We start from the raw sequence: 23972 nt of genomic DNA on the forward strand, positions 1-23972 counted from the left end.
CCGGTGCCGCACGGGCGTGGCCGTGCGTGCCGGGTGGGTCCCCTAGGCTGGGGTCCATGTGCGGAATCGTTGGATACGTCGGGCGCTCGGACGACGGGACGGCGCTCGACGTCGTCATGGAGGGGCTGGCCCGCCTCGAGTACCGGGGCTACGACTCCGCCGGCGTCGCCCTCGTCGACGGCGACCACGTGGAGACCCGCAAGAAGTCGGGCAAGCTGGCCAACCTCGCCGCCGAGCTCGAGGCGAACCCGCTGCCCAGCTCGACCACCGGCATCGGGCACACCCGCTGGGCCACCCACGGCGGCCCCACCGACGAGAACGCCCACCCGCACCGCGGTGGCAAGGACGGCAAACTCGCCCTCATCCACAACGGCATCATCGAGAACTTCCACGCCCTGAAGAAGGGCCTGCTCGCCGACGGCGTCGAGTTCGCGAGCGAGACCGACACCGAGGTCGTGGCCCACCTCGTGGCCCGCGCCTACGACGCCGAGGGCGACCTCACTGCGGCGATGCGCACCGTCGTGGCCGACCTCGAGGGCGCCTTCACGCTCCTCGCGATCCACGCCGACCAGCCGGGCGTCGTCGTCGGCGCCCGCCGCAACAGCCCCCTCGTCGTCGGTCTCGGCGAGGACGCCAACTACCTCGGCTCCGACGTCGCGGCCTTCATCGGCCACACCCGCCACGCCCTCGAGCTGGCCCAGGACCAGATCGTCACGATCACCCCCGACGGCGCCACGGTCGTCAACTTCGACGGCACGCCCGCCGAGGGCAAGGCCTACGAGGTCACGTGGGACGCCGCGGCCGCCGAGAAGGGCGGCTACGCGACCTTCATGGAGAAGGAGATCAACGACCAGCCGCACGCGGTCGCCGACACCCTGCTCGGTCGCACCGACATCGACGGCCGGCTCGTCCTCGACGAGATGAGCATCTCCGAGGAGCAGCTCAAGGCCGTCGACCGGATCACCATCGTCGCCTGCGGTACGGCCGCGTACGCCGGCATGGTCGCCAAGTACGCCATCGAGCACTGGACGCGGATCCCCGTCGAGGTCGCCCTCGCCCACGAGTTCCGCTACTGCGACCCCATCGTCAACGAGCGCACGCTCGTCGTCTCGATCAGCCAGTCCGGCGAGACCATGGACACCCTGATGGCCGTCAAGCACGCCCGCGAGCTAGGCGCCCTCACGGTCTCGGTGTGCAACACGCACGGCTCGACGATCCCGCGCGAGTCCGACGCCGTCCTCTACACGCACGCCGGCCCCGAGATCGCCGTCGCCTCGACGAAGGCCTTCCTCGCCCAGATCACCGCCTGCTACGTGCTGGGCCTCTACCTGGCCCAGCTGCGTGGCGGCTCCTTCGCCGACGACGCCGCCGCGGTCATGAAGGAGCTCGCCGAGGTCCCGGCCAAGATCGAGACCCTGCTCGGCCAGATGGGCCGGGTCAAGGAGATCGCGAAGTTCATGGCCGACACCCGCTCGGTGCTCTTCCTCGGCCGGCACGTCGGCTACCCGATCGCCATGGAGGGCGCGCTCAAGCTCAAGGAGCTCGCGTACATCCACGCCGAGGGCTTCGCCGCCGGCGAGCTCAAGCACGGCCCGATCGCGCTCATCGAGCCCGGTCAGCCGGTCTTCGTCGTCGTGCCCTCGCCGACGAGCGAGCACGGCCTGCACGGCAAGGTCGTCTCCAACATCCAGGAGATCCGCGCGCGTGGCGCCCGCACCCTCGTCATCGCCGAGGAGGGCGACGAGGCCGTCGTCCCGTTCGCCGACGAGGTCATCCGGGTGCCCGCCACCTCGCCGCTGCTCGCCCCGCTGCTCACGGTCGTGCCGCTGCAGGTCTTCGCGCTGTGGCTGTCCACGGCCAAGGGCCTCGACGTCGACCAGCCCCGCAACCTCGCCAAGTCCGTCACGGTCGAGTGACGTGATCGTCGGGGTCGGCATCGACGTCGTCGACATCGCGCGCTTCGAGCAGACGCTCGAGCGCACGCCGGCGTTGCGCGACCGTCTCTTCACGCCCGAGGAGCGCGACCTCGGGATCGCCTCGCTCGCGGCACGGTTCGCTGCCAAGGAGGCCCTCGCCAAGGCGCTCGGCGCGCCGGTCGGCCTGCACTGGACCGACGCGCGCGTCGTGACGAACGAGGACGGCCGGCCCTCCCTCGAGATCGGCGGCACGGTCGCGGCGCGAGCCGGCGACCTCGGCGTCGACAGCTTCCACGTGTCCCTGTCCCACGACGCCGGCATCGCCTCCGCCGTCGTCGTCGCCGAGGGCTAGCCGGTCCGCCGGCACGACCTCACCTGCAGCCCACCGCGCCCACCGCGCCCACCGAGGAGAGCCGATGATCCGCGCCTACGACGTCGAGACGGTCCGGGCCGTCGAGCAGGCCGCCATGGCCGAGCTGCCCGAGGGCGAGCTGATGGACCGCGCCTCGCGCGGCCTGGCCGAGGTGGCCGCCGCGCGCCTCGCCGACCACGACGGCGCCACCGTCGTGGGGCTCGTCGGGGCCGGGGCCAACGGGGGAGACACCCTCTTCGCCGTCGCCCACCTCGCCGAGGCGGGCTACCCGGCCGCGGTGGTGCTGCTGCCTGCGAGCGGGCGCGACGGCGTCCACGCCGCCGGCCTGGCTGCCGCAGAGGAGGCCGGCACCGTCGTGCACGTGGCGGGGCAGGACCCTGCCGCGGCGCAGGGTGCCGTCGCCGAGGCCGACGTCGTGCTCGACGGGATCGTCGGCATCGGTGGGCGCCCGGGACTGCGCCCCGACGCCGCCCGGCTCGTCGACGCCGTCGACGACGACGCGTGGGTGCTGGCCGTCGACGTGGCGAGCGGCCTCGACCCCGACGGCGGGTGGCGCGACGCCGAGGGAGCCCCCGACGCCGCCGACGCGGGTGGCCCCACCGACGACGACGCCGTCTGGGCCGACGAGACCGTCACCTTCGGCGCGCCCAAGCCGGTGCACCTGCTTCCGGCGGGGGAGGCGGCCTCGGGCCGGCTCACCGTGGTCGACATCGGCCTGCACCTCGACGACGTCGACGCCGCGGTCGAGCGGCTCACCCACGACGACGTCGCCCGGCTGTGGCCGGTGCCCGGCCAGTCCGACGACAAGTACTCCCGGGGCGTGCTCGGCGTCGTCGCGGGTGGCGAGTCCTACGCCGGCGCGGCGGTGCTCTGCACGACGGCGGCGGCCGAGGCCGGCGTCGGGATGCTGCGCTACGTCGGCACCCCGACCCCCACCGCGCTGGTGCGCCAGGCGGTGCCCGAGGCCGTCATCGGCGACGGGCGCGTCCAGGCCTGGGTCGTCGGGCCCGGGCTCGACGCGTCGAGCGGGGACGCCGACGCCGAGGCGGGTGCCCAGCTCGCGGTGGCCCGCGCCGCGCTCGCGAGCGACCTGCCCGTCGTCGTCGACGCCGGTGGCCTCGACCTGCTCACCGGCCACCGCGACGCCCCGACCCTGCTGACCCCGCACGCGGGCGAGCTCGCCCGGCTGCTGACCCGTCTCGACGACGGCGCCGACGTGACGGTCGACGCCGTCAGGGCCCACCCGCTGCGCCACGCGCGTCGCCTGGCCGCCCTGACCGGGGCGACCGTGCTGCTCAAGGGCGCGACGACGCTCGTCGTCACCGAGGGCGAGCCGGTGCGCAGCCAGGCCGACGCACCGCCGTGGCTCGCGACCGCCGGCGCCGGCGACGTGCTCTCCGGGATCGTCGGCACGCTGCTCGCCTCGGGCCTGTCGCCGCACGACGCGGGATCGCTCGGCGCGCTCGTGCACGGCGTGACCGCCGACCGGGTGTCCGGGGGAGGGCCCCTGCGGGCGCTCGCCGTGGCCCAGGGCGTGCGCGCGACGGTCCGCGACCTCCTCCGGCGGGGCCGCTCGTCCCCCGAGTGACCCGTGCGTCACCACGACCCCCGGACGCGGACGCCGTCCGGAACTGCGAGACTGCACCCGATGAGCACGACCGACACCACCGCACCCGACGCGTCCCGCCCGCCGGCCGGGCCCGACGGCCGACCGGGGCTGCCCTCGACCCACGGCACCACGGTGTGGGCCGAGATCGACCACGACGCGCTCGCCGCCAACGTCCGCACGCTGCGCTCCCTCGCGCCGTCCTCGGAGTTCATGGCCGTCGTCAAGGCCGACGCCTACGGCCACGGCCTGCTGCCCGTCGCCCGCACCGCCGTGGCCGCCGGAGCCACGTGGCTCGGCGCGGCCCAGTTCGCCGAGGCGTTCGCCCTGCGCGACGCCGGCCTGACCGAGCCCCGCCTGCTCACCTGGCTCAGTGTCCCCGGCAGCGACTTCGCCGGCGCCGTGGCGCGCGACATCGACCTGTCCGCGTCGGCCCCGTGGGTCCTCGACGAGGTCGCGGCCGCCGCCCGTGCTCTGGGGCGCACCGCGCGCATCCACCTCAAGGTCGACAGCGGCCTCGGCCGGGGCGGTGCCTACGGCGCCGACTGGGGCGTCCTCGTCGACCACGCCCGACGCCTCGAGGCCGAGGGTGCCGTCCGCGTCGTCGGCATCTGGACCCACTTCGCCCACGCCGACGCGCCCGAGCACCCGACCGTCCTGGCCCAGCAGGAGCGGTTCTTCGACGCCGTCGCCGAGGCCGAGCGTGCCGGGCTGCGGCCCGAGCTGCGCCACCTGGCCAACTCGGCCGCGACGCTCGTTCACCCGTCGGCCCACGCCGACCTCGTGCGACCCGGCATCGCGATGTACGGCCTGACGCCCGTGCCCCAGCTCGACGACGACTTCGGGCTGCGCCCGGTCATGACGCTGCGGGCCCGGCTCGCGCTCGTCAAGCGGCTCCCGGCCGGCCAGGGCATCAGCTACGGCCACGTGTACACCCCGTCGGTCGACACCGTCGTCGGTCTCGTGCCGGCGGGGTACGGCGACGGCATCCCGCGCAATGCGACCAACGTCGGCCCGGTCCGCGTCGGTGACCTCCGCACGACGATCGCCGGTCGTGTCTGCATGGACCAGTTCGTCGTCGACCTCGGCCCCGGCGCCACGGCGCAGGCCGGCGACGTCGTCACCCTCTTCGGCGGTGCACCGGGCGAGCCGACCGCGCAGGACTGGGCCGACGCCACCGACACCATCAGCTACGAGATCGTGACCCGCCTCGGTGCCCGCGTGCCGAGACTGCACGTGGGTGAAGCGCTACCGACGGGTACGTCTCCCGCCGACGACGCGTCCGGCGTCGCAGTGACGAAGGACCAGGCATGACCCCACGGCAGAGGCGAAACCCCGTTCTCGGGATCGCCGCCGCGAGCATCGGCGTGGCCGCGGGCGTCGCGGCCGGCGTGGCCGCGGGGATCGCCGCCGACCGCGCTGGCAAGCACCGCGCGGCGATGGCCGCCCTCGAGACCCCCGAGCTGCTCGACATCACCCCCGACGAGGAGCACGTCGTCCTGACGAGCGACGGCGTCGCCCTCCACGCCGAGGTCGACGTCCCCGACCCGGCCACGGCCACCGCAGCGGCCCGGGGCACGACGCGTCGGGGGCGGGCCTCCGAGCTGCCGACCGTCGTGCTCACCCACGGCTACTGCCTCAGCCTGCGCTGCTGGGTGTACCAGCGTCGCGCGCTCAAGGCGGCCGGGTTCCGCGTCGTCAGCTGGGACCAGCGCGGCCACGGCCGCTCCGGCCGGGGCGAGCGCGACAGCTACACGATCGAGCGCTTGGGCGAGGACCTGCGCCACGTCATCGAGCAGCTCGTGCCGACCGGCGACGTCGTCCTCGTGGGCCACTCGATGGGTGGCATGACGATGATGTCGCTCGCCGAGCACGACCCCGCGCTCGTCGCGAGCCGCGTCGTCGGCGCCGGCTTCGTCGCGACGAGCCCCGGTGGCCTCACCCTCGCCAACGGCGGGCGGATGGCGACGTTCGGGCGCACCTTCCTCGAGCGGCTCGGCCCCGGTGTGCTCGGGCCGCTGTCCACCCGCCCCGAGGTCTTCAGCCGCATCCGCCGGGTCGGCCGCGACGTCGAGCTGTTCCTCGTCGAGCAGAACTCGTTCGCGTCCCCGGTGCCGCGCTCGGTCGTGCGCTACACCGCCGACATCCTGCTCGGCACGCCCCTCGACGTCATCAACGACTACCTCAAGACCTTCGACGGCTTCGACAAGCGGCCGACGCTCGCCTCGTTCCGGCACGCGGTCGTCCTCGTCTTCAACGGCCGCGAGGACATCCTCACCCCGCCCTCGCACAGCGAGCTGATCGTCGAGGCCATCCCCGGCGCCGAGCACGTCGTCGTCAACGACGCGGGCCACGTCATCATGCTCGAGCACCCCGACCTGCTCGACACCCAGCTCGTGACGCTCGTCGAGCAGGCCGCGCGGGCCCGGGCCGAGCAGGTCGATGTGGCGCGCCAGCCGCGGGTGCGGCGCATCGTCACCGACGTCGCCAAGGGCCGCCGCCAGCGGCGGCTCGAGCAGCAGGCCGACGAGCTCGTCCGCTCCCAGCGCCGACGCGGCGCGCGCGGTCGCACGGCCCGCCCGGCCCGCGAGGGCTGAGCCGTGGCGCGCTCGGCGACCTTCACGTGGCGCTCGACCGACGACACCCAGGACTTCGGCCGGCGCCTCGGCGCGCTGCTGCGCGGCGGCGACCTCCTCGTGCTCACCGGTGACCTCGGCGCCGGCAAGACGACCCTGACCCAGGGCATCGCCGAGGGGCTCGGGGTCCGCGGCCCGATCACCTCACCGACCTTCGTCATCGCGCGCGTGCACCCCTCGCTCGTCGGCGGCCCGGCCCTCGTGCACGTCGACGCCTACCGGCTCGGCAGCGCCCTCGAGCTCGACGACCTCGACCTCGACGCCGACCTCGACGCCAGCGTCACCGTCGTCGAGTGGGGCGCGGGGCTCGCGGAGCAGCTGAGCGAGGAGCGGCTCGAGCTGACGCTGACCGGCGAGGACGTGCGCGCGGTCCACGCCCATGGCGTCGGCCCGAGGTGGGACGCCGTGCTCGACGCGCTCGCCGAGCCCACCGCCGAGCCCACCGCCGACCTCGCCGACGGCGCCGCCGCGGACTCCGCCGACGGCGGCGCCGCGGACTCCGCCGACGGCGCCACCGCCACGTCCTGACGGCTGCCGGCGCTCGGATAGCCTGACGCACGTGCTCCTGCTCGCGATCGACACCTCGACGACGGCCATCACGGTCGCCCTGCACGACGGGTCCTCGGTCCTTTCTCGGGCCACCACCCTCGACGCGCGGGCGCACGCCGAGCACCTGGCCCCCGGCGTCCGCTCGGCGCTCGCCGACGCCGGTGCCGCGCCGGCCGATGTCACCGACGTCGTCGTCGGCATCGGGCCCGGGCCGTTCACCGGACTGCGGGTCGGGATCGTCACCGGCCGCACCTTCGCCTTCGCGCTCGGCCTGCCGGTCCGCGGCCTGACGAGCCCCGACGCCCTCGCCCACGAGGCGTGGCTCGGTGGCCGCCGCGGCGACCTCCTCGTGGCCACCGACGCCCGGCGCAAGGAGGTGTACGCCGCCCGGTACGCGCTCGACGACGCCGGGGCGACCCGGGTGCAGGGCCCGATCGTCTCGCGGGCCGCCGACCTCGACGCCGACCTGCGCGCCCTCCCGACCGCCGGCCGCGGTCCCGGGCTCTACCCCGACGCCCTCCCGCACGGCATCGGCCCGCTCGACGTCGACGCCGGGGCGCTCGCCGACCTCGCGGCCCGACGGCTGCACGGCGCCGACGGGCACGCCACCGTCCCGGGCGGTGCCGACGCGCCGGGGCGGCAGCTCGTCGACCCGGGCCACGGCTTCGACGGGCTCGAGCCGCTCTACCTGCGCCGGCCCGACGCCGCGCCCGCCGCGTTCTCGACCAAGTCGACGCTCGGGTGAGCGCCGTGGCCGACGCGCTTCCCGGTGCCGTACCCGTCCCCGAGGGCGGGCCCGACGGCCTCACGCTGCACGAGCTCGAGTGGGCCGACCTGCCGACGCTCGCCGACCTCGAGCAGCAGCTCTTCGCCGACGACGCGTGGTCGCCGCAGACGTGGTGGTCCGAGCTGGCCGCCCGCCCCCGCCGGGAGTACGTCCTCGCCCGCGACGCCGACGGGGCCGTGGCCGGCTACGCGGGGCTCGACCTCGCCGGCGACACCGCCGACGTCATGACCGTCGCAACGGCCCCGACCCACCAGGGCCGCGGCGTCGGGCGGGTCCTGCTCGACGAGCTGCTCCGGCGGGCCCGGGCCCACGGCGTCGAGGCCGTGCTGCTCGAGGTGCGCGCCGACAACGACGCCGCTCGCCGCCTCTACGACCGCGCCGGCTTCGAGGTCATCTCGGTGCGCCGCCGCTACTACCAGCCCCGAGACGTCGACGCCCTCGTCATGCGCCTCCTCGTGACGAAGGGAGAGGCATGAGCGACGCGCCGCTCGTCCTCGGCATCGAGACCTCCTGCGACGAGACCGGGGTCGGCATCGTCCACGGCCAGACGCTGCTCGTCGACACCGTCGCCAGCAGCGTCGACGAGCACGCCCGCTTCGGCGGCGTCGTGCCCGAGGTCGCGAGCCGGGCCCACCTCGAGGCGATGGTCCCGACCATCGAGCGGGCCTGCCGCGAGGCCGGCGTGGCGCTGCGCGACCTCGACGCCATCTCGGTGACGAGCGGGCCGGGCCTGGCGGGAGCGCTGCTCGTCGGCGTCGCGTCGGCCAAGGCGCTCGCCGTCGCGCTCGACAAGCCGCTCTACGGCGTCAACCACCTCGCCTCGCACGTCGCCGTCGACATCGTCGAGCACGGGCCGCTGCCCGAGCCGACGATGGCGATGCTCGTGTCGGGCGGACACTCCTCGCTGCTGCTCGTGCCCGACGTGACCAACGACGTCCGGTCGCTCGGTTCGACGATGGACGACGCCGCCGGCGAGGCCTTCGACAAGGTGGCCCGCGTGCTCGGGCTCCCGTTCCCCGGCGGCCCGCACGTCGACCGGGCCGCCCGCGAGGGCAACCGGGTCGCCATCGACTTCCCTCGCGGCCTGACCACCGGGCGCGACATGGAGCGCCACCGCTTCGACTTCTCCTTCTCCGGCCTCAAGACCGCCGTCGCGCGGTGGGTCGAGACGCGTCAGCGGGCCGGCGAGACCGTGCCGGTCGCCGACGTCGCCGCGAGCTTCCAGGAGGCCGTCGTCGACGTGCTGACCCGCAAGGCCCTGCTCGCCTGCAAGGAGAACGACGTCGACCACCTGCTCATCGGCGGCGGCGTCGCAGCCAACTCGCGGCTGCGGGCCCTGGCCGAGGAACGCTGCGCCAAGGCCGGGGTGACGCTCCGCGTGCCGCGGCCGGGCCTGTGCACCGACAACGGGGCGATGGTCGCCGCGCTCGGCGCGCAGATGGTGGCCAAGGGCCGCGAGCCGAGCGACCTCGGCCTGCCCACCGACTCCTCGATGCCGGTCGAGGTCGTGAGCGCCTGACGCGGGGACCGGTTCTGGCCCTGGTCCGGGCCGGGCCGCTCAGCTGCAGCGAGCCAGACCCATCCGGATCTTGAGGTCGACGACGCGGGTGGCCGCGGCCTGGACCTTCGCCGCGAACCCGGGGTCGGCCGCGATGGCCGCCTTGAGCGCCCGGTGCATCGGGCCGACCGTCGAGGGGCTGGCGGTGAGGACGATGTCGCCGCCCGCCGCGACGAACCGGGTCGCGCGCTCGCCGGCGGGCACGGCCGCGACGGCCTTGGCCTTGCCGACGTCGTCGGTGATGACGACGCCGTCGTAACCCAGCCGGCCACGCAGCAGGTCGGTGACGATCGGCCTGGAGAAGACGGCATTCGTGCCGGGATCGATCCGGCTGTAGATCGCCGAGCCGACCATGACGAGGTCGGCGCCGGCGCGGATGCCCGACTCGAACGGCTCGAGGTAGGCGTCGTCGGTCGTCGTCGTGCGGTCGGTGATGCCGGTGGCCGTGACGTCGGTGTTGCCGGTGATCCGGCCGAGGCCGGGGAAGTGCTTGACGGTCGCGGCGACGTCGCCGGCCCGCATGCCCTTGACGAAGGCCGTGACCATCCGCGAGTTCGTCGACGGGTCGTTCGAGTACTCCCGGCCGTAGAAGCCGATGGGCTTGTTGTCGCGGCCGACCGAGTCCGGCACCGTGTCGGCGACGGGCGCGAGGTTGACGTTGATGCCCGCGGCGGCCAGCTGCCGGGCCCACCGTGCGGCGTCGGACCGCAGCGCGGACGCACCGTCGGCGGTCTGGTCGAGGGCCGAGGGGATGGTGCTGAAGCCCTCGCCCTGCAGCTGCTGCACGGCCCCGCCCTCCTGGTCGGCGGCGAGGAGCAGGCCGAGGTTCGCCGTGCTCGGCCCGGCGAGCGAGGCGAGGTGGCGGGTCGTGGCCTCGACACGCGCCGAACCGGAGTGCCAGCCACCGAGGAGGATGACGCCGCCGAGGTGGCGGGCCTGGACGAGCGCGTCGAGGCTGGTGCGGGCGGCGTTCGCGTCGAGCCCCACCATGAGCAGCTGGCCGGCGCGCTCGGTGGCGCTCATGCCGGCGACGATGCGCTGGGCGCACGACTGCGTCGGGGTCGGCGTCGGGGTCGCGGTGCTCGTCGCCGGAGCCGTCGAGGTGGGGGACACCGTGGACGTGCCGGGCGTGCTCGTGCCCGCGGGCGAGGACCCGGCCGGGGAGGTCGACGCGGTCGGACCGGGTGTCGACGAGCAGGCGGCGAGCAGCGCGACCGCGCCGACCGCGACGGCCGCGCCGAGGCGCACGCGACCACCTCCGGATGCCCGCAGGCGTCGGTGGCGGCGGGGGCGGCGGGGCTCTCGCTCGTTCACCACACGACCCTAACGCGGTCGGCCCGGCGCTCCCGACGGGCTCGCGGCGACCCCCGCCCGACGCGTCGGGCGGCGGTAGGTTGCCGACGTGACGAACGCCCCCGCAGCGCCAGCCCTGCCCGTCCCGGTGGTCCTCGACGTCGACACCGGCGTCGACGACGCGTGCGCGCTGCTGCTCGCCGCGCTGCACCCGGCGCTCGACCTGCGCGCCGTCTCGTGCGTCGGTGGCAACGCGCCCGTCGACGACGTCGTGCGCAACACCCTCCTCGTCCTCGAGACCGCCGGACGCACCGACGTGCCCGTGGCGCGCGGGGCCGAGCGCCCGCTGCTCGAGCCGGCCCTGCACGCGCGGCACGTGCACGGCCAGGACGGCATGGCCGACCTCGGCTGGGACCCGCCGACCACGAGCGCCGACCCGCGCCACGGCGTCGAGCTGCTGCGCGACGTGTGCCGCGACGCCGCGGCCCAGGGGCGGCCGGTGACGCTCGTGCCGCTCGCGCCCCTGACGAACGTCGCGCTGCTGCTGCGCACCTACCCCGAGGCCGCGGCCGGCATCGCCGAGATCGTCTTCATGGGCGGGGCCGCCGACGTCGGCAACGCGACGGCCTCGGCCGAGTTCAACGTCTTCCACGACCCGGAGGCGGCCGCGGTCGTGCTCGACGCCGCGGCCGACCTCGGCATCCGCGTCACGATGTACGGCCTCGACGTCTTCTACGCGCCCGTCGTCGCCCCGGCGGACTCGGCGCGACTCGTCGCCGTCGGTGGCCGCGGGCCGGCCGAGCTCGGCGGCCGGCTCATGGACTTCCAGCGGGCCCGGCTCGGCGACGCCTCGACGATCGGCGACGCCGGGGCCGTCTGCGCCGTCATCGACCGCGGGGCCCTGACGACGCAGACGCTCCCGCTGCGCGTCGAGCTGGCCGGCACGTGGTCGCGCGGCCGCACCATCGTCGACCGCCGCGAGTGGGAGGGCGCCCGCGCCCACGACCCGCACGGCGAGGCGCCGGTGCGGGTCGAGGTCGCCCTCGGCGTCGACGGGGAGCGCTACGCCCGGCTCTGGGTCGACACCCTCCTCGCCGCGGGCGGGGCGGCCGGCCGGGCGGGGGAGCGCTGATGGGCCGCGTCGTCGTCGTCGGCTCGCTCAACGTCGACGTCGTGACGCGCGTCGAGCGGCACCCGCAGCCCGGCGAGACGCTCCTCGGCGAGCCGGCCGGGCGGTTCGCCGGTGGCAAGGGCGGCAACCAGGCGCTCGCCGCGCGGCGGGCCGGTGCCGACGTCGTGATGGTCGGTGCGGTCGGTGGCGACGAGGCCGGTGAGGCCTACCTTGCCCGGCTCGCGGCGGCCGGCGTCGAGGCCGCGGTGACCCGCTGCGCCGGCGTCCCCACCGGCACGGCCTACATCACCGTCGACGAGGCGGCCGAGAACACCATCGTCGTCGTGCCCGGCGCGAACCACCGGGTGGCGGGCACCGCGCTCGACGGGGTGGGGCTCGGGCCCGGCGACGTCCTGCTGTGCTCGCTCGAGGTGCCCACCGACGTCGTGGCCCGCGCCGCCCTGGCCGCCGACCGGGCCGGCGCGCGCGTCGTGCTCAACCTCGCGCCGTACGCGTCGGTGCTGCCCGACGCCGTCGCCGTCGCCGACCCGGTGGTCGTCAACGAGTCGGAGATGCGGCAGCTCGCCGACTCCGGCCTGCTGCCCGGCTCTCTGCTCGTGACCTTCGGGGCGGCCGGGGCGCGCTGGGGGCTCGAGCAGGTCGACGGTCACGCCGTCCCCGCGGGGGAGGTCGCCGACACCGTCGGGGCCGGTGACGCGTTCTGCGGCGCCCTCGCGGCGGCGCTCGCGGCGGGAGCCGACCACCGGTCCGCCCTCGAGGCGGGCAACCGGGCCGGGGCCGAGGCGGTCCGCTGGTCCGGCGCCCAGCCCGACGCCGCCCTCTGACGTCTCAAAGGGTACCTTGGCGGTTACGTAACTGATCGGTTACTATCGCCGAATGAACGGGACGTGGGAGGCGATGGCCGACCCGACGCGTCGGGCCATCGTCGAGAACCTGGCCCGCGCGGAGCTGAGTGCCGGCGAGGTCGCCGAGCTCTTCGACACCGCGCGACCCGGCGTCTCGCGGCACCTGCGGGTGCTGCGCGAGGCCGGGCTCGTCGAGGCGCGGGCCGAGGGGCAACGGCGGGTCTACCGGCTCGTGCCCAGCGCGCTCGACGAGGTCGAGCAGTGGTGTCGCGACGTCCGCACGTTCTGGGGGCAGCGCCTCGACGCCCTCGACACCGAGATCGCCCGCGGGGTGCGGGCCCGACGCGACGCACAGGGAGACCAGCAATGAGCGAGATCACGCAGGTGCTCGGACGCCTCGAGACGGATGCCCCGGAAGGCGGGGTCGCCGTCGTGTTCGACCGCCGCTACGCCACCGACGCCGCCGACCTCTGGCAGGCGTGCACCGACCCCGACCGGCTCGCGCGCTGGTTCGCCCCGGTCAGCGGAGACCTCCGCGAGGGTGGATCCTTCACGATCCACTTCGACGACGCCGACACCCCGGGCTGCCGCGTCGTCTCGTGCGAGGCGCCGACGCGCCTGGTCTGGGAGTGGCCGGTGGGCGAGATCGCCACCGTCGTCACCGTCGAGGTGGCGCCCGACGCCGACGGCGCCCGCCTCGTGCTGCGCCACGCCCGGCTCGACGCCGCCCGTGCGGCGGGCTACGCCGCCGGGTGGGACACCTACGTGCGCCGGCTCGCCGCCGACCTGGCCGGCGAGGACCTGCCCGACTGGGACGCCACGTGGAGCGCCCTGCACGCCCGGTACGCAGCCGGGGAGTGACGCGCCGGCCGGGACGCGTCAGGCCGGCGTGACGACGAGCGCGACCTGCCCGCCCGCCACGCGGGTCACGACGAGCGTCGCCTCGGACCCGCCCTTGCCCCGCCCGGTCATCTTCAGCTGGCGGCGCAGCCGGTCGGCATCGAGGGTGACCCCGCGCTTCTTGACCGTGACGCGGTCGAAGCCGTGGTCGCGCAGCCAGCGGGCGAGGTGCTTGGTCGACAGCGGCATCGCGGCGTCGACGCGGAAGCGCCGGGCCCACGGCACGTCGACGGCCCGGTCGGCGCCGACGTAGCCGACGCCGGTGGCCAGCTCGCGCCCGCCGGTGGCGGCCACGAGGGCACCGGTGAGCCCGGCCCGGATCACGGCGCGGTCGGGCTCGTAGAGCCACCCGCCGGCGTCGGACACCGAGCCGAGCGGTTCGACGCCGGCGCCGCCCGACGCGTCGGCCTCGGTGACGACGTGCGTGGCGCCCGCGCTCGCGACCGACGCGGTGCGCCCGGGCGTCCGGGCGAGCGGGCCCCACCACACGGCGCACTCGAGCACCTCGCCGTGCCAGGAGGTCCACTGCGCCTCGGCCCCGGCCGGCACCGCGCCGTGCGGGAAGCCGGGGGAGAGCTTGGCTCCGGTGGCCGGCACCGCGTCGGCCACCGCGAGCACCTGCTGCCACGACGGCGAGATGGCATCGAGGGAGAAGACGCGCCGGGTGCGGCCGTGGGCGTCGGCGACGCCGGTGACGCGTCGGGCCGGGTCGAGCCACACGCCGACCCGCGACGCGTCGGCACCGCCGGGTGTGCTGCCGGGGGAGCCGGGCAGCGCGACGTCCTCGGCGCGCCCGTGCTCGACGTGGGCGGCCGACCAGTGCCGCAGGTTGACGGCGGCGATCCGGGCGGTGGCCTCGTCGGCGTCGACCCCGCGCACCCGCAGGTCGAGGCTCGCGAAGGCCATCGCGTCGGCCCCGAGCCCGCAGCCGAGGTCCCACACCTCCTCGACGCCGGCGGCGACGAACCGCTGCGCGTGCCGGGCCGCGACGGCCAGGCGGGTCGACTGCTCGAGACCGTCGGCGGTGAAGAGCATGCCGGCCGCGAAGTCGCCGAACTTCTCGGTGCCGCGGCTGCGCAGGCGCGACTGGTTGAGCGCCGCGGCCACGAGGTCGGGCTCGTAGCCGGCCTCGCGCAGCTTCGTCTGCAGGTGCAGCGCGCCCGCCTCGTCGTACGGTGGCAGCGACTGGAGCAGCGCCCACCCCTCGCCGGTGGCGAGGCGGTCGACCATCGCTGCGTCCATGGCGCCATCCTGCCAGCCGCTGACCGGCGCGACGCGACCGACGATTTCTGGCACTCGACTTGACCGAGTGCTAATGGCAAACCTAGATTTGCCGTGTTGGCACTCTCGGCCTGAAAGTGCCAGCGCCCTCCTCGAGGGAGGTCGACCCCCGCGACGGCGACCCGCCTCGAAGAGCCCACAGTCCGCAAGTCATCTCCGACTGTCCCGAAGGGAAGGTCACCACCGTGTCGGTTTCCATCAAGCCGCTCGAGGACCGCATCGTCGTCAAGTCCCTCGAGGCCGAGCAGACCACCGCGTCCGGCCTCGTCATCCCCGACACCGCCAAGGAGAAGCCCCAGGAGGGCGAGGTCCTCGCCGTCGGCCCGGGCCGCTTCAACGACAACGGCACCGAGCGCGTCCCGCTCGACGTCAAGGTCGGGGACAAGGTCATCTACAGCAAGTACGGCGGCACCGAGGTCAAGTACGGCGGCGAGGAGTACCTCATCCTCTCCGCGCGCGACGTCCTCGCCATCGTCGGCTGACCGACACCCCCGCAACGCCGTTGACCGCACCCCGGTGAGCCCCGACCGGGCTCCCGGGGTGCGTCCGGTTCCCGGCCCACACCACGCCACCGCAACACCCGAGCCAGAAGGAACACCATGGCCAAGATGCTGGAGTTCGACGACTCTGCCCGTAAGTCCCTCGAGCGCGGTGTCGACGCGCTCGCCAACGCCGTCAAGGTGACGCTCGGCCCCAAGGGCCGCAACGTCGTCATCGACAAGAAGTGGGGCGCCCCCACGATCACGAACGACGGCGTGACGATCGCCCGCGAGGTCGAGCTCGAGGACGCGTACGAGAACCTCGGCGCGCAGCTCGCCAAGGAGGTTGCGACCAAGACCAACGACGTCGCCGGTGACGGCACGACCACCGCGACCGTCCTCGCCCAGGCCATGGTCAAGGAGGGCCTGCGCAACGTCGCCGCCGGTGCCGCTCCGGCCGCGCTCAAGCGCGGCATGGACAAGGCCGTGACCGCCGTCAACGACGAGCTGCTCAAGCACGCCCGCGACGTCGACGGCAAGGACGAGATCGCCTCCGTCGCCACGCTGTCCGCCCAGGACGCCACCCTCGGTGGCCTCATCGGCGAGGCGTTCGACAAGGTCGGCAAGGACGGCGTCATCACCGTCGAGGAGTCCTCGACGACCGCCACCGAGCTCGAGTTCACCGAGGGCATGCAGTTCGACAAGGGCTACCTGTCGGCCTACTTCGTCACCGACACCGAGCGCATGGAGACCGTCCTCGAGGACGCCTACATCCTCATCAACCAGGGCAAGATCTCCTCGGTCGCCGAGGTCCTCCCGGTCCTGGAGAAGGTCGTCCAGTCGGGCAAGCCGCTGCTCATCATCGCCGAGGACGTCGACGGCGAGGCCCTCTCGACGCTCGTCGTCAACAAGATCCGCGGCACGTTCAACGTCGCCGCCGTCAAGGCCCCCGGCTTCGGCGACCGCCGCAAGGCGATGCTCCAGGACATCGCCGTGCTCACCGGTGGCCAGGTCATCGCGCCCGAGGTCGGGCTCTCCCTCGACCAGGCCGACCTCACGGTCCTCGGCCAGGCCCGCCGCGTCGTCCTCACCAAGGACGACACGACGATCATCGACGGTGCGGGCGAGCAGTCCGAGGTCACCGGCCGCGTCAACCAGATCAAGGCCGAGATCGAGCGCACCGACTCCGACTGGGACCGCGAGAAGCTCCAGGAGCGCCTCGCCAAGCTCGCCGGTGGCGTCTGCGTCATCAAGGTCGGCGCGCACACCGAGGTCGAGCTCAAGGAGAAGAAGCACCGCATCGAGGACGCGATCTCCGCGACGCGCGCCGCGATCGAGGAGGGCATCGTCGCCGGTGGCGGCACCGCCCTCATCCACGCCGCGACCGTCATCGACGGCCTCGGCCTGTCGGGCGACGAGGCCACCGGTGCCGCGATCGTCCGCAAGGCCGTGCAGGAGCCGCTGCGCTGGATCGCCGAGAACGCGGGCCTGCAGGGCTACGTCGTCACCTCCAAGGTCGCCGAGATGCCGCTGGGCCAGGGCCTCAACGCCGCCACGGGCGAGTACGGCGACCTCATCGGCGCCGGCGTCATCGACCCGGTCAAGGTGACGCGCTCCGCGCTGCGCAACGCCGAGTCGATCGCCTCGATGATCCTGACGACCGACACCCTCGTCGTCGACAAGCCCGAGGACGAGGCCGAGGCCGCCGGCGGCCACGGTCACGGCCACGGCCACTGACCGAGGCACTGACCGAGGGCTCGCACCCGGTTCACCGCACGACAGAGAGGGCCGCTCCCCGTTGGGGAGCGGCCCTCTCCGCGTTCCGGCGGCGCCACCCCGTCGTGGGGCTGCCGGAGCGTCCGGGTCCCGCCCGGTGTCCGTGCCGGTCGACGTCGTCGGCGACCGTGGGTCGGTGGGTGGGTCGGGGGTCGGTGGGTGCGGCCGGGTGGGCCGGTGGTGGACGGGTCGTGGATGGGTGGCGGTCAGGACGCCGCGGCGACGCCGTCGTAGAGCAGCTCGCGCTCGCCCTCGGTGAGGCCGCCCCAGACGCCGTAGGGCTCGCGGACCTCCAGCGCGTGGGAGCGGCAGGCAGCCACGACCGGGCAGGCCGCGCACACGGCCTTGGCCTGGGCGTCGCGGTTGCGACGGCGCGGTCCGCGTTCGCCCTCGGGGTGGAAGAACACGTCGGGGCTGACACCGCGACACGCTCCCTCGAGCTGCCAGTCCCAGAGGTCGGCAACCGGTCCGGGCAGGCGGGTGATCTCGGCCATGAAGTCGTCTTTCGGGTCGGGCGGGTGGAGCCGCCGGGTCGAACGGGCGGCCGGAGGTTTCGCCTTGCGAGGCCGCGGAATCGACGCTAACCGGGCGCAGGATCACGGTAAAAGAGCGGAATCTTCAAGACTTGTTCAAGACTTGCCAACCAGATGGCATGCTCGTCGGGAAGCCCCGGCGCGAGGGTGCGACGGTGCCGGACGGCCCCGGAACAGGGTCGGGAACGACTACCATGAGGGCGCTCCGCCGGGAGCGCGGGCAGGCCAGGAGGGTGGCTCCACCCGGGGTGCGGCACCGCACCCGACGGCACCGGCGAGCACGACGCACGACGTACGACAGACGAGCACGACACACGACCATCGGGGGAGCGAGGTGCCATGGGTCTGGGACGCTCGACGTCCGTCCGAGTAACGCCGGGCGGCGTCGCCGCGATGGAGCGGGTGGACGCACGCCCGCTTCGTGACCTCGCGGCCGCCGCCGGACGTGATCCCCGCGCCCACGAGTTGCTGCTCGCCCGGGTCCGGGACATGGCGCTGAAGTACGCGCGCGTCCGCCTCGGCCGGTTCGGTGCCGAGGACATCGCGCAGGACGTCGCCCAGGAGGTGTGCATGGCTGTCATGACGGCCCTGCCGACCTACGAGGAGCGCGGCCTGCCCTTCGAGGCGTTCGTCTACACCATCACCTCGCGCAAGCTCGCCGACGCGCAGCGCGTGGCCATGCGCGGCCCCGCGCCCGTCCCCGAGGTGCCCGACGCACCCGACGACGCGCCCTCTCCCGAGTCGGTGGCCGTCATGCGTGACCAGGCCGCCACCGTCATGGCCCTGATGCAGCGGCTGCCGGCCCAGCAGCGCGAGATCCTGACGCTCCGCGTCGCCGTCGGCCTGTCCGCCGAGGAGACCGCCGCCGCGCTCGGCATGTCCGCCGGCGCGGTCCGCGTCGCCCAGCACCGGGCGCTCGGCAAGCTGCGTGCGCTCGTCGCCGCGGCCGAGGCGGGTGACGTCGCATGACCGACCTGCACCCCATCGACGACATCGCCGCCGACGACCTGCTCCTCGACTCCCTCGGGCGCGGCTCCGTCGGCTCCGGCGAGCCCGTGGCCGCCCTGCTCGGGGCGCTCGCGGCGCACGCGGACACCCCGCTGCCGGGGCGTTCGGCGCACCGCCGGCGTCGGACCCAGCACCGCTACCTCGGCGCGTTCGCCGCGCTCGCCATCGCCGCCTCGGGAGCCGGTGTCGCGGCCGCCGTGTCGCTGCCGGACCGTGGCCCGAGCAGCGCCGACCGGGCGCGCGTGCTGCAGCAGATGGAGGACAGCGCCCACAGCTCCGCCCCGAGCGGCCTCTTCGCACGGCTCGGCCTGCCGCAGACCGCCGGCACGACGCAGGCCAGGGGGCTCGTCCTCGTCCGCCGCGCCGACGGGGCCATCGTGCTGCTCCCGCCGGCGCAGGCCGCGGCCGTCGAGGCCGCAGTGCTCGCCGACGGGCCCGCAGGCAGGCAGGGCCACGCCGGCCAGGGCGGCACGGGCGACCAGGGAGCCGTCGGCGCCGGCCAGGCGGTCCACCCCGCGGGTGGTGCCACCGGCCAGGGTGGCGACGAGCAGGGCAACGACGGCCAGACCGCCGACCAGGTGACCAAGGGCACGAAGGCCGGCAACGGCGCCAAGGGCGGCAACGGCACCAAGGGCACCAAGGGCACCAAGGGCGGGAAGAGCACGACCGGCACCCCGACGCCCCCGGCCCCGACGCCCACCGAGCCTGTCCCGTCGACGCAGACGCTGAGCACGACGGCCCCGACCGGGCCCAGCCCCTCGGGCTCGGGCAGCCAGCGACGCACGTCCTCGCCGACGCCGCCGGTCAAGGGCCGCGCGGGCTCCACCGGCAGCGCCGCCGGCAGCCTCACCGGGGACGCCGGTGGCAGCGCCGTCGCGTCCGGGGCCGACGGCACCCTGACGCTCCTCGACGACACGGCGACCACGCTCGTCGACGGCACGAGCGCCGTCGTCGGCGGCCTGCTCGGCGCCGGCTGAGACGCGTCCGAGGGGCCCTCGCGCAGCCCTTAGACTTGGGCAATGAGCCTCGGATCGTCTGACGTGCCCGCTGCTTTCGCCACGATGGGGCTGACGTACGACGACGTCCTGCTCCTGCCCGGCTACAGCGACCTCGCCCCCAGCGACATCGACACCACGACGCGCCTCACCCGCGAGCTGTCGATCACCTCGCCGCTCATCTCGGCCGCGATGGACACCGTCACCGAGGCTCGCATGGCCATCGCGATGGCCCGTCAGGGCGGCCTCGGCGTGCTGCACCGCAACCTCTCGATCGCCGACCAGGCCTACCAGGTCGACCTCGTCAAGCGCACCCAGACCGGGATGATCTCCAACCCGATCACCATCGGTCCCGACCGCACCCTTGAGGAGCTCGACCAGATCTGCGGCGAGTACCGCGTCTCGGGCCTGCCGGTCATCGGCGAGGACAAGAAGCTCATCGGCATGGTCACCAACCGCGACCTGCGCTTCACGCCCGTCGCCGAGTGGGCCACGACCCTCGTGCGCGACGTCATGACGCCGATGCCCCTCATCACCGGCCACGTCGGCATCACCCGCGACGAGGCCACCGCGCTGCTGCGCCAGCACAAGCGCGAGCGGCTGCCCATCGTCGACTCCGAGGGCCACCTCACCGGCCTCATCACCGTCAAGGACTTCGTCAAGGGCGAGCAGTTCCCCGACGCGAGCAACGACGCCGACGGCCGCCTCATGGTGGGCGCGGCCATCGGCTACTTCGGCGACGCGTGGGAGCGGGCCACCACGCTCATCGAGGCGGGCGTCGACGTCCTCGTCGCCGACACCGCGCACGGCCACGTGCGCCTGCTCATCGAGATGGTCGAGCGGCTCAAGAAGGACCCCGCCACGCGCCACGTCCAGGTCATCGGCGGCAACGTCGCGACGACCGCGGGTGCGCAGGCGTTCGTCGACGCCGGGGCCGACGCCGTCAAGGTCGGCGTGGGCCCGGGCTCGATCTGCACCACCCGCATCGTCACCGGCGTCGGCGCCCCGCAGGTTACGGCCGTCCACGCCGCCGCCCAAGCGTGCAAGCCGGCCGGCGTGCCGGTCATCGCCGACGGCGGCCTGCAGTTCTCCGGCGACATCGCCAAGGCCATCGTCGCCGGCGCCGACTCCGTCATGATCGGCTCGCTCCTCGCGGGCTGCGAGGAGAGCCCCGGCGAGCTGATCTTCGTCAACGGCAAGCAGTTCAAGAGCTACCGGGGCATGGGCTCGCTCGGTGCGATGAGCAGCCGCGGCAAGAAGTCCTTCTCCAAGGACCGCTACTTCCAGGCCGAGGTCGAGTCCGACGACAAGATCGTGCCCGAGGGCATCGAGGGCCGGGTCGCCTACCGCGGCCCGCTGTCGGCGGTCGCCCACCAGATGCTCGGCGGCCTGCGCCAGTCGATGTTCTACGTCGGTGCGCGCACCGTCCCCGAGCTGCAGGAGAAGGGCCAGTTCGTGCGGATCACCTCGGCCTCGCTCAAGGAGAGCCACCCGCACGACATCCAGGGCATCGTCGAGGCGCCGAACTACTCGACGGGTGGCTGACACCCGCGTCGGCGAACGCGAGGTCCGGCGCGGTCACCGGGCTCGATAGGATCTGCCGGTGACCGAGATCGAGATTGGCCGAGGCAAGCGCGGCCGCCGCGCGTACTCCTTCGACGACATCGCGGTCGTGCCCTCGCGGCGCACCCGTGACCCCGAGGAGGTCTCGGTCGGCTGGCAGATCGACGCCTACCACTTCGACATCCCGGTCATGGCCGCGCCGATGGACTCCGTCGTCTCGCCCGAGACCGCCATCGCGCTCGGCAAGCTCGGCGCCCTGCCCGTCCTCGACCTCGAGGGCCTGTGGACCCGCTACGAGGACCCGACGGCCCAGCTGCGCGAGATCGCCGCGATCGAGCCGCACGCGGCCACGGCGCGCATGCAGGAGATCTACGCCGAGCCGATCAAGCCCGAGCTCATCACCGAGCGGCTGCGCCAGCTGCGAGAGGCCGGCGTCACGGTGGCCGGCGCGCTGTCGCCGCAGCGCACCCAGCAGCACTGGAAGACCGTCGTCGACGCCGGCGTCGACCTCTTCGTCATCCGAGGCACGACGGTCTCGGCCGAGCACGTGAGCGGCCGGGCCGAGCCGCTCAACCTCAAGCGGTTCATCTACGAGCTCGACGTCCCGGTCATCGTCGGTGGCGCCGCCTCCTACACCGCGGCCCTGCACCTGATGCGCACCGGCGCTGCCGGCGTCCTCGTCGGGTTCGGCGGTGGCGCGGCGCACACGACCCGCACCGCCCTCGGCATCCACGCGCCGATGGCCTCCGCGGTCGCCGACGTCGCCGCCGCCCGCCGCGACTACCTCGACGAGTCGGGCGGCCGCTACGTCCACGTCATCGCCGACGGCGGCGTGGGCACGTCGGGCGACATCGTCAAGGCGATCGCGTGCGGCGCCGACGCCGTCATGCTCGGGGCGGCCCTGGCGCGCGCCACCGACGCTCCCGGCGGGGGCTACCACTGGGGTCCCGAGGCCCACCACTCCGAACTGCCCCGCGGTGAGCGCATCGAGCTCGGCACGCAGGCCTCGCTCGAGGAGATCCTCTTCGGCCCGGGCCGCCGCGCCGACGGCACGACGAACGTCGTCGGGGCCCTGCGGCGGGCGATGGCCACGACCGGGTACTCCGACGTCAAGGAGTTCCAGCGCGTCGAGGTCGTCGTCTCGCCCTACCTCGGTAACTGAGTCGAGACCGTGACCCGGCTGGGCCTGCACTGGACGAGTCGATAGGATCGACGGATCGCGTTCCGCCGGGGGAGGTCAGGGAACGCGTCGTGCGGCCAGCCCCCCGCACGTCCGCCGACACCGACACCAGCGTTGGGTTCGCCCTGCGCGGGAAGGCCTTCCCTCCATGACCGACCCGACCCCCGAGACGACGCCGACGCCGCGAGAGCCGGGCAGCAGCCCGCTGTTCAGCATCGTCACCGCGGTCTACAACGTCTCGCGGTACCTGCCGGAGTTCTTCGCCTCGGTCGAGGCCCAGACGTTCGACCTGTCCCGACTGCAGGTCGTGCTCGTCGACGACGGCTCGACCGACGACAGCCTCGAGGTGGCCCGTGCCTGGGCCGAGCGGGTGCCGTTCGAGGTCGTGGTGCTGACCCAGGAGAACGCCGGCCAGGCCGCCGCGCGCAACGCCGGGCTCGAGGTCGCCACGGGCGAGTGGGTGACCTTCACCGACCCCGACGACACCGTGAACCCCGGCTACCTCGCCTCGATGGCCACCTTCGCCGCGCAGCACCCCGACGTCCAGTTCCTCTCGGCCAACGTCGTCCTGCGCATGGAGGCCACCGGCGAGGAGCGCAAGCACCCGCGCTACCGGATGTACGGCAGCAACCTGCTCGTCGACCTCGACGTCGCCACCTCGTTCATCCCGGGCAGCTCGACGACCTCCGCCATGCGCCGCGACGTCATCGGCGACCTGCGCTTCAACCCGGGCCTGCGCCCGAACTTCGAGGACGGCGACTTCGCGGTGCGCTACCTGCTCCGCGCGCCGAGCCGGCGCACGGGGTTCCTCGCCTCGGCGAAGTACTTCTACCGCAAGCGGGCCGACCAGTCCTCGACGCTGCAGACCGGCATCTCGGCGCTGGGCCGCTACGCGACGGTGCCGCGCGAGGGCTACCTCGCCCTGCTGCGCGAGGCCACCGAGCAGTACGGCCGGGCCCCGATGTGGCTCCAGCACGTCGTCCTCTACGAGCTGTCGTGGTACTTCTCCTCCGAGGACGCCATGGGCGCGTCGGCGGCCGCCATCGAGGGTGAGCTCGCCGCGTCGTTCCGTGAGGTCCTCGCGGGCATCGCGCAGCTGCTCGACGCCGACGTCGTCGACTCCTTCGGCATCCGCAAGCTGCAGCCGCACTGGCGCGACATCCTGCTGCACGGGCTGGGCGCCGAGGACTGGCACACCCCGTACGTCGTCACCGACCGCTACGACCGGGTCCGGCGCGAGGTCCGCGTCCGCTACCGCTACGTCGGCCGGCCGCCGGCCGAGCAGGTCTACACCCGTGGCTCCCTCGGAAGCCCGCGTCACGCCAAGACCCGCGCCATCGAGTTCTTCGGCGACACACTCATGTGGGAGCGGGTCATGTGGGTCGACGCGCGGGGCACGCTCGAGGTGCGCCTCGACGGCAAGCGCGTCGAGCTGTACGGCGACTGGCTCGGCCAGCGCACCCGCGCGCTCGGCGCCAAGGCGATCGCCCGACGCTTCCGCCCGGCGCCCAAGCGCCGCAAGGAGGCCCTGTCCCGGCTGAAGGTGGATCCGGTGCGGGTGT

23 protein-coding genes are annotated in these 23972 nt (G+C 74.3%); 20 read left to right on the forward strand and 3 right to left on the reverse strand.

Features of this window, described 5'->3' with window-relative positions; genetic code table 11:
* The first annotated feature begins 56 nt into the window (after window positions 1–56).
* The 9 genes from glmS to tsaD all read left to right on the forward strand — a co-directional run bounded on the left by glmS (window position 57) and on the right by tsaD (window position 9386).
* Complete coding sequence (glmS, locus tag BIV28_RS04595) at window positions 57–1916, forward strand: glutamine--fructose-6-phosphate transaminase (isomerizing) (RefSeq protein ID WP_076259694.1); 1860 nt, start codon at window positions 57–59, stop codon at window positions 1914–1916.
* A 1-nt stretch (window position 1917) separates the two neighbouring features.
* Window positions 1918–2268, forward strand: coding sequence for a holo-ACP synthase (locus BIV28_RS04600; protein WP_076259696.1), 351 nt, complete (start codon window positions 1918–1920; stop codon window positions 2266–2268).
* A gap of 64 nt (window positions 2269–2332) precedes the next feature.
* The gene (locus tag BIV28_RS04605; protein WP_076259697.1) at window positions 2333–3877 is read left to right on the forward strand and encodes a bifunctional ADP-dependent NAD(P)H-hydrate dehydratase/NAD(P)H-hydrate epimerase; all 1545 of its coding nucleotides are present in this window, start codon (window positions 2333–2335) and stop codon (window positions 3875–3877) included.
* 60 nt (window positions 3878–3937) lie between these two features.
* Complete coding sequence (gene alr / locus BIV28_RS04610; RefSeq protein WP_076259699.1) at window positions 3938–5209, forward strand: alanine racemase; 1272 nt, start codon at window positions 3938–3940, stop codon at window positions 5207–5209.
* Window positions 5206–6492, forward strand: coding sequence for an alpha/beta fold hydrolase (locus BIV28_RS04615; protein ID WP_076259701.1), 1287 nt, complete (start codon window positions 5206–5208; stop codon window positions 6490–6492). The genes alr and BIV28_RS04615 overlap by 4 nt, the downstream gene beginning before the upstream one ends.
* Before the next feature lie 3 nt (window positions 6493–6495).
* Complete coding sequence (gene tsaE, locus BIV28_RS04620) at window positions 6496–7059, forward strand: tRNA (adenosine(37)-N6)-threonylcarbamoyltransferase complex ATPase subunit type 1 TsaE (protein WP_083707037.1); 564 nt, start codon at window positions 6496–6498, stop codon at window positions 7057–7059.
* 31 nt (window positions 7060–7090) lie between these two features.
* Entirely contained in the window at window positions 7091–7825 is a 735-nt protein-coding gene (tsaB, locus tag BIV28_RS04625) for a tRNA (adenosine(37)-N6)-threonylcarbamoyltransferase complex dimerization subunit type 1 TsaB (protein WP_076259702.1), read from the forward strand.
* 5 nt (window positions 7826–7830) lie between these two features.
* Window positions 7831–8343, forward strand: a complete 513-nt coding sequence (rimI, locus tag BIV28_RS04630) for a ribosomal protein S18-alanine N-acetyltransferase (protein WP_207555770.1) — start codon at window positions 7831–7833, stop codon at window positions 8341–8343.
* A complete protein-coding gene (tsaD, locus tag BIV28_RS04635) occupies window positions 8340–9386 on the forward strand; it encodes a tRNA (adenosine(37)-N6)-threonylcarbamoyltransferase complex transferase subunit TsaD (protein WP_076259704.1) in 1047 nt (348 codons plus the stop codon). The genes rimI and tsaD overlap by 4 nt, the downstream gene beginning before the upstream one ends.
* A 39-nt stretch (window positions 9387–9425) precedes the next feature.
* On the opposite strand, the gene BIV28_RS04640 is transcribed toward tsaD, so the two are convergent.
* Window positions 9426–10673 carry a glycoside hydrolase family 3 N-terminal domain-containing protein gene (locus tag BIV28_RS04640; protein ID WP_242652768.1) on the reverse strand — a complete coding sequence of 416 codons (1248 nt, stop codon included), beginning with the start codon at window positions 10671–10673 and terminating at the stop codon, window positions 9426–9428.
* Between the two features lie 154 nt (window positions 10674–10827).
* Between BIV28_RS04640 and BIV28_RS04645 the strand changes: the two genes are divergently transcribed.
* The 4 genes from BIV28_RS04645 to BIV28_RS04660 are packed head-to-tail and all read left to right on the forward strand — an operon-like array spanning window position 10828 to window position 13556.
* Window positions 10828–11850, forward strand: a complete 1023-nt coding sequence (locus BIV28_RS04645; RefSeq protein ID WP_242652769.1) for a nucleoside hydrolase — start codon at window positions 10828–10830, stop codon at window positions 11848–11850.
* Window positions 11850–12674 (forward strand): PfkB family carbohydrate kinase, encoded by an 825-nt coding sequence (locus BIV28_RS04650; RefSeq protein ID WP_076259707.1) that lies wholly within the window; start codon window positions 11850–11852, stop codon window positions 12672–12674. The genes BIV28_RS04645 and BIV28_RS04650 overlap by 1 nt, the downstream gene beginning before the upstream one ends.
* Before the next feature lie 52 nt (window positions 12675–12726).
* Window positions 12727–13065, forward strand: coding sequence for a metalloregulator ArsR/SmtB family transcription factor (locus BIV28_RS04655; protein ID WP_076259709.1), 339 nt, complete (start codon window positions 12727–12729; stop codon window positions 13063–13065).
* Entirely contained in the window at window positions 13062–13556 is a 495-nt protein-coding gene (locus BIV28_RS04660; protein WP_083707039.1) for an SRPBCC family protein, read from the forward strand. The genes BIV28_RS04655 and BIV28_RS04660 overlap by 4 nt, the downstream gene beginning before the upstream one ends.
* Window positions 13557–13574: 18 nt before the next feature.
* Here BIV28_RS04660 and BIV28_RS04665 read toward each other — a convergent pair whose 3' ends face one another.
* Window positions 13575–14837, reverse strand: a complete 1263-nt coding sequence (locus tag BIV28_RS04665) for a THUMP-like domain-containing protein (RefSeq protein ID WP_076259710.1) — start codon at window positions 14835–14837, stop codon at window positions 13575–13577.
* A gap of 224 nt (window positions 14838–15061) precedes the next feature.
* On the opposite strand from BIV28_RS04665, the gene groES reads away from it, so the two are divergent.
* On the forward strand, window positions 15062–15358 hold the full coding sequence (gene groES, locus BIV28_RS04670) for a co-chaperone GroES (protein ID WP_076259712.1): 297 nt from the start codon (window positions 15062–15064) through the stop codon (window positions 15356–15358).
* Window positions 15359–15475: 117 nt separating this feature from the next.
* Window positions 15476–17092 (forward strand): chaperonin GroEL, encoded by a 1617-nt coding sequence (groL, locus tag BIV28_RS04675; RefSeq protein WP_076259714.1) that lies wholly within the window; start codon window positions 15476–15478, stop codon window positions 17090–17092.
* Between the two features lie 245 nt (window positions 17093–17337).
* Here groL and BIV28_RS04680 read toward each other — a convergent pair whose 3' ends face one another.
* Entirely contained in the window at window positions 17338–17625 is a 288-nt protein-coding gene (locus BIV28_RS04680; RefSeq protein ID WP_076259715.1) for a WhiB family transcriptional regulator, read from the reverse strand.
* Between the two features lie 432 nt (window positions 17626–18057).
* Here BIV28_RS04680 and BIV28_RS04685 point away from each other — a divergent pair, with 432 nt between their 5' ends.
* From BIV28_RS04685 to BIV28_RS04705, 5 genes are all read left to right on the forward strand, one after another.
* Window positions 18058–18633, forward strand: a complete 576-nt coding sequence (locus tag BIV28_RS04685; protein WP_076259717.1) for a sigma-70 family RNA polymerase sigma factor — start codon at window positions 18058–18060, stop codon at window positions 18631–18633.
* The gene (locus tag BIV28_RS04690) at window positions 18630–19649 is read left to right on the forward strand and encodes a hypothetical protein (RefSeq protein WP_076259718.1); all 1020 of its coding nucleotides are present in this window, start codon (window positions 18630–18632) and stop codon (window positions 19647–19649) included. The genes BIV28_RS04685 and BIV28_RS04690 overlap by 4 nt, the downstream gene beginning before the upstream one ends.
* Before the next feature lie 42 nt (window positions 19650–19691).
* Window positions 19692–21212: an IMP dehydrogenase gene (gene guaB, locus BIV28_RS04695; protein WP_076259720.1), complete on the forward strand. Its 1521-nt coding sequence runs from the start codon at window positions 19692–19694 to the stop codon at window positions 21210–21212.
* Between the two features lie 58 nt (window positions 21213–21270).
* Window positions 21271–22392, forward strand: coding sequence for a GuaB3 family IMP dehydrogenase-related protein (locus tag BIV28_RS04700; protein ID WP_076259721.1), 1122 nt, complete (start codon window positions 21271–21273; stop codon window positions 22390–22392).
* Between the two features lie 166 nt (window positions 22393–22558).
* Window positions 22559–23972: glycosyltransferase family 2 protein (locus BIV28_RS04705; RefSeq protein WP_207555771.1), on the forward strand; the 1414-nt coding region annotated here is incomplete at its 3' end.

Source organism: Intrasporangium flavum (assembly GCF_001956915.1).
Taxonomy (GTDB): domain Bacteria; phylum Actinomycetota; class Actinomycetes; order Actinomycetales; family Dermatophilaceae; genus Monashia; species Monashia flava.

Coding starts and splice junctions, on each gene's coding strand:
- glmS (WP_076259694.1), top strand. CDS start 57: ATGTGCGGAATCGTTGGATACGTCGGGCGCTCGGACGACGGGACGGCG.
- BIV28_RS04605 (WP_076259697.1), top strand. CDS start 2,333: ATGATCCGCGCCTACGACGTCGAGACGGTCCGGGCCGTCGAGCAGGCC.
- alr (WP_076259699.1), top strand. CDS start 3,938: ATGAGCACGACCGACACCACCGCACCCGACGCGTCCCGCCCGCCGGCC.
- BIV28_RS04615 (WP_076259701.1), top strand. CDS start 5,206: ATGACCCCACGGCAGAGGCGAAACCCCGTTCTCGGGATCGCCGCCGCG.
- tsaD (WP_076259704.1), top strand. CDS start 8,340: ATGAGCGACGCGCCGCTCGTCCTCGGCATCGAGACCTCCTGCGACGAG.
- BIV28_RS04650 (WP_076259707.1), top strand. CDS start 11,850: ATGGGCCGCGTCGTCGTCGTCGGCTCGCTCAACGTCGACGTCGTGACG.
- BIV28_RS04655 (WP_076259709.1), top strand. CDS start 12,727: ATGAACGGGACGTGGGAGGCGATGGCCGACCCGACGCGTCGGGCCATC.
- BIV28_RS04660 (WP_083707039.1), top strand. CDS start 13,062: ATGAGCGAGATCACGCAGGTGCTCGGACGCCTCGAGACGGATGCCCCG.
- BIV28_RS04665 (WP_076259710.1), bottom strand. CDS start 14,837: ATGGACGCAGCGATGGTCGACCGCCTCGCCACCGGCGAGGGGTGGGCG.
- groL (WP_076259714.1), top strand. CDS start 15,476: ATGGCCAAGATGCTGGAGTTCGACGACTCTGCCCGTAAGTCCCTCGAG.
- BIV28_RS04680 (WP_076259715.1), bottom strand. CDS start 17,625: ATGGCCGAGATCACCCGCCTGCCCGGACCGGTTGCCGACCTCTGGGAC.
- BIV28_RS04685 (WP_076259717.1), top strand. CDS start 18,058: ATGGAGCGGGTGGACGCACGCCCGCTTCGTGACCTCGCGGCCGCCGCC.
- BIV28_RS04690 (WP_076259718.1), top strand. CDS start 18,630: ATGACCGACCTGCACCCCATCGACGACATCGCCGCCGACGACCTGCTC.
- guaB (WP_076259720.1), top strand. CDS start 19,692: ATGAGCCTCGGATCGTCTGACGTGCCCGCTGCTTTCGCCACGATGGGG.